Here is a 4,287-nt window from a genome sequence, read left to right on the forward strand (position 1 = left end):
TGGCACAGGCGGCGGGGCAGGTGCGGCGGTATCGGCAGGAGCTCGATTCGCTGACCTATATGGTTGAGGACGCCGACGCCGATCCCGAGCTCAAGGCGATGGCCGGCGAGGAGCTGGCCGATCTCAGGGAAAAGCTCGACCTCGCCGAGCGCGCGCTGGCGATCGCGCTGCTCCCCAAGGACGCCGCCGACGCGCGCTCGGCGATCCTCGAAATCCGCGCGGGCACGGGCGGGGACGAGGCGGCGCTGTTCGCGGGCGATCTGTTCCGCATGTATCAGCGCTACGCCGATACGCAGGGGTGGCGCACCGAGATGATGTCCGCCTCCGCCGCCGAGATGGGCGGCTTCAAGGAAGTGGTCGCCAGCGTCACCGGCGCGGGCGTGTTCGCCAAGCTCAAGTTCGAGAGCGGCGTCCACCGCGTCCAGCGCGTTCCCGTCACCGAAAGCGGCGGGCGCATCCATACCTCGGCGGCGACGGTGGCGGTGCTGCCCGAGGCCGAGGATGTCGACGTCCGGATCGAGGACAAGGATCTGCGGATCGACGTCTATCGCTCGTCCGGTCCGGGCGGCCAATCGGTCAACACCACCGATTCGGCGGTGCGGATCACCCACCTTCCCACCAACACCGTCGTGATCCAGCAGGACGAGAAATCGCAGCACAAGAATAAAGAGAAGGCGATGAAGGTGCTGCGCGCGCGGCTCTACGAGGCCGAGCGCGAGCGTCTCGCGTCGGAGCGGGCGGGCGCGCGCAAGTCCATGGTGGGTTCAGGCGATCGCAGCGAACGTATCCGCACCTATAATTTCCCGCAGGGCCGCGTGACCGATCATCGCATCAACCTCACCCTCCATCGTCTGCCCGAGATCCTCGAGGGTGGGGGCTTGACCGAACTGGTGGGCGCGCTGATCGCCGAGGACGAGGCCGAGCGGCTGGCGCAGATCGCCCAATAGCGCCGGCATGATCCTGCTCGCCCTGCTGGCCGAGGCCATGGCGGTGCCCGCGCAGGCCGCCGGTCCGATCGATACGCTGCATCACAAGGTGGTCGAGGCGATCCGCAACTGCCCCAAGGCCGAGGATGGCACGATCGCGGTCTGCGCGAAGGATCGCGGCTATGCGCAGCGCTTTCGGTTGCAGAAGCTCGACCAGCGCTTTGCCGGAGGCAATCCTCCCGTCACGGTCGGACCGCTGAGCGGCGTCGGCGCGGTGGGCATAGGCTCGTGCAGCGCGACCGGCGCGGGAGGATCGACCGGCTGCGTCCTGCGCGAGGACAATGCCTGGGGCGAGTGGAAGAAGCAGCAGAAGGCCGAGGGCCGCGAATTTCCATGGTGATCGCCGATGCGTTGCGCGGCGCGACGGCGCGGCTCGCCTCGGTCTCCGATACCCCGCGCCTCGACGCCGAAATGCTGATGGCGCACGCGTTGGGGGTGAGCCGGGAAGCGATGCTGCTCAGTGCGCCGCCCGATGCGGTGCCGGCCGGGTTCGAGCCATTGCTGAGGCGCCGGCTGGCGCACGAGCCGATCGCCTACATCGTCGGGCGCAAGGGTTTCTGGACGATCGATCTCGCGGTGACGCCCGCCGTGCTGATCCCCCGGCCCGAGAGCGAGACGCTGATCGAAGCCGCGATCGATCATTTCGGATCGCGCGCGCCCGGGCGCATCCTCGATCTCGGCACGGGATCGGGCGCGTTGCTGCTCGCGGCGCTGGCGCAATGGCCCGAAGCGGCGGGGGAGGGCGTGGATCTATCGCGCGCGGCGCTCGTCGTGGCGGCGGCCAACGCCTGGCGGCTGGAAATGGAGGGGCGCGCGCGCTTCCTCCGGTGCGGGTGGAAAGGCGATCCTCGCGCCGATCTGATCCTGTGCAATCCGCCTTATATCGGTGCGGACGAACATCTGCCGCCGTCGGTCGCGCGCCATGAGCCCGCCTCGGCGCTCTATGCGGGCGCCGATGGGCTCGATGCCTATCGGCTGATCGCGCCGCTGCTCGATTTCGCCCCCGGCGGCGTGGCGTGCATCGAGATCGGCGCGACGCAGGCCGCGGCGGTCTCGGCCCTGTTTGCCGAGCAGGGCTTCGCGGTCGCGCTGCGGCGCGATCTCGGCGGGCGCGACCGCTGCCTGGCAATTACGCGCTGATCCCGATTCCCTCTTGGAAATCGCCTGGCGAGCCGCTACATGGCCATGCAGGAACAAGGTGAGAGGCGATGATACGCCCGCACCGATACCCTAAAGCATCGGGGGCCAGGCGGCATTGACGCGGACCGAGGGCGGTCGCTCAGAGCATAAGCCGAAGCATAACCGCGCTATTCAGGGTCGATCTTGCCGGGCTTCGGGCCTGGCGCAATTCATCCCGGGAAGGGTCCCGGATGGGAGTGGTACGATACCACCAGTGGCGGACCACCAGTGATAAGGAACAGGCCAAGTTGATTAACAACCGGCAAAACGGCCGCCGTCGCGGCCGTGGCGGTCAGCAGGCGCGTAGCGGACAGCCTGGAGGCCAGGATCGTGGCAATCGCATCGATAATCGCGCGCGCGGCAACGCCGCCCAGTTGCTCGAGAAATACAAGAATATGGCGCGCGACGCGCAGATGCAGGGCGATCGCGTCAACACCGAATATTATCTCCAGTTCGCCGATCATTATTTCCGCGTGCTGAGCGAAAGCCGCGCCCGCTTCGAGGAGCAGCGCCCGCGCCGCGACGATGGCAGCCGCGAAGAGTATGGCGCCGAGGGGGATTTCGCCGAGGATGGCCAGCGTGGCTACGACCAGCGCGGCGGCCAGAACGATGGCTGGAACGACGGCGAGGAGGATCAGCTTTACGCGCCGCCGCCCGTGCAGGAACGCCGCCCCGCGCCGCAGCCGCGCGTCGAGGAGCGGCAGGACGCGCGCGAGGAGGGCGATCGTCGCCCCCGCCGGCCGCGCAACACCAATAATGGCGGCTATGCCAATGGGGGGGGCAATGGCGGCAATGGCAATGGTGGCGATGCCGCGCCTGCCCAGGACGAGCGCGCCAGCCGGATCGAGGTCGATCGCCTGCCGCAGGGCTTTGGCGCGACCGGGAGCGACGACATGAGCGGCGCTGGCGAGGTTGTCGATACTCCCGCGCCGCGTCCCCGCCGCGCGCCGCGCCGGCCCCGCGAGGAAGCGCCCGCCGCCGACGTGTGATCGTGCCCGCCTTGCCGAGCGTTTGAGAGGCGCGCCATCTTCGGACGGCGCGCCTTTTCTTTTGGCGCGATGCGTGGGATGGGCGGTTGCCCAAGCGGCTGCCCGTGCCGCCAAGCGGAGAGCTCGCCATGACTATCGCAGCAATCTTGCGAGCGAAGGGCGGTGACGTGATCCACGTCACGGCCGATACGACCGTGCGTACGCTCGCCGCCCTGCTCACCGAAAAGCGGATCGGCGCGGTCCCGGTGCTCGATGGTGAGCAGATCGTGGGGATCCTGTCGGAACGCGACATCGTCCAGGCGCTTGCGCGCGAAGGCGGCGCGGTGCTCGACTGGCCGGTCGCGCGCGTGATGACCGCCACCCCGATCACCGTCGCCGCCGATACGCCGCTGCTCGCCGGGCTTTCGCTGATGACCCGGCGCCGGATCCGGCATCTGCCGGTCGTGGAAGGCGGCCGGATGATCGGGATCGTCTCGATCGGCGATCTCGTGAAGGCGCGGATCGACAGGATCGAAGCCGAAGCGGAGGCCTTGCGCGCCTATATCGCGGGCTGATTCGCGCTTGAGTCGGACCATTGCCGCGCGGGGACATGGCTTTCATCGCGTCCGCCCAGCCTCCGCAAGGCCCCGGATTTTCGCGGTTTTCCCTCATGTTGCCGAGGCCGTGAAACAAAATTGCAAAGAGCGGTTGACGCGCCACCGGCCCGAGCATAGATAGCCCCTCGTCAACGGCGCTTCGCCAACAGCGAAACGCGGTTCACCGCTACATCGGCAGCCACCCTACTCACTCTAGCGATAGAGGGAGAGGAAAGTTGCCGATTGGGCGGTTCGCTTTTTCTCATTGTCGGTTTGATGAAGGGACATGTGGGCGGCGGCCCCCGGGTTCGACGGCTTCAAGGCGTCGAGTGCTCGGGTAAGCAATATGCCGTTCCAGTGAGTCTCTGTCGTGGCTTCGGCCGCGGCATGAACTCGCATGTCCTAATACACACCATGTATTTGTGCAGGAACGGCTCCTTGAAGTGCGGCCACCTGGGTTCGGGTTTTCCCCCGGCCCGTCTGGTCGTTCAAAAACTTGAGAGTTTGATTCTGGCTCAGAACGAACGCTGGCGGCATGCCTAACACATGCAAGTCGAA

The 4,287-nt window shown here is 67.3% G+C and carries 5 protein-coding genes and 1 rRNA gene; all 6 read left to right on the forward strand.

Features of this window, described 5'->3' with window-relative positions; translation table 11 throughout:
• A partial coding sequence (prfA, locus tag HUU94_RS01405) for a peptide chain release factor 1 (RefSeq protein ID WP_174273344.1) occupies positions 1 to 947 on the forward strand: 947 nt, incomplete at its 5' end.
• Between the two features lie 7 nt (positions 948 to 954).
• Positions 955 to 1,326: a hypothetical protein gene (locus HUU94_RS01410; protein WP_174273345.1), complete on the forward strand. Its 372-nt coding sequence runs from the start codon at positions 955 to 957 to the stop codon at positions 1,324 to 1,326.
• On the forward strand, positions 1,320 to 2,126 hold the full coding sequence (prmC, locus tag HUU94_RS01415; RefSeq protein ID WP_174273346.1) for a peptide chain release factor N(5)-glutamine methyltransferase: 807 nt from the start codon (positions 1,320 to 1,322) through the stop codon (positions 2,124 to 2,126). The genes HUU94_RS01410 and prmC overlap by 7 nt, the downstream gene beginning before the upstream one ends.
• 230 nt (positions 2,127 to 2,356) lie before the next feature.
• Positions 2,357 to 3,154 (forward strand): DUF4167 domain-containing protein, encoded by a 798-nt coding sequence (locus HUU94_RS01420; RefSeq protein ID WP_254601847.1) that lies wholly within the window; start codon positions 2,357 to 2,359, stop codon positions 3,152 to 3,154.
• Between the two features lie 128 nt (positions 3,155 to 3,282).
• Entirely contained in the window at positions 3,283 to 3,708 is a 426-nt protein-coding gene (locus HUU94_RS01425; protein ID WP_174273347.1) for a CBS domain-containing protein, read from the forward strand.
• Between the two features lie 513 nt (positions 3,709 to 4,221).
• Positions 4,222 to 4,287, forward strand: a 16S ribosomal RNA gene (locus HUU94_RS01430); the annotation flags it as partial.

The organism is Sphingomonas bacterium, from assembly GCF_903644055.1.
Lineage (GTDB): Bacteria > Pseudomonadota > Alphaproteobacteria > Sphingomonadales > Sphingomonadaceae > Sphingomonas_I.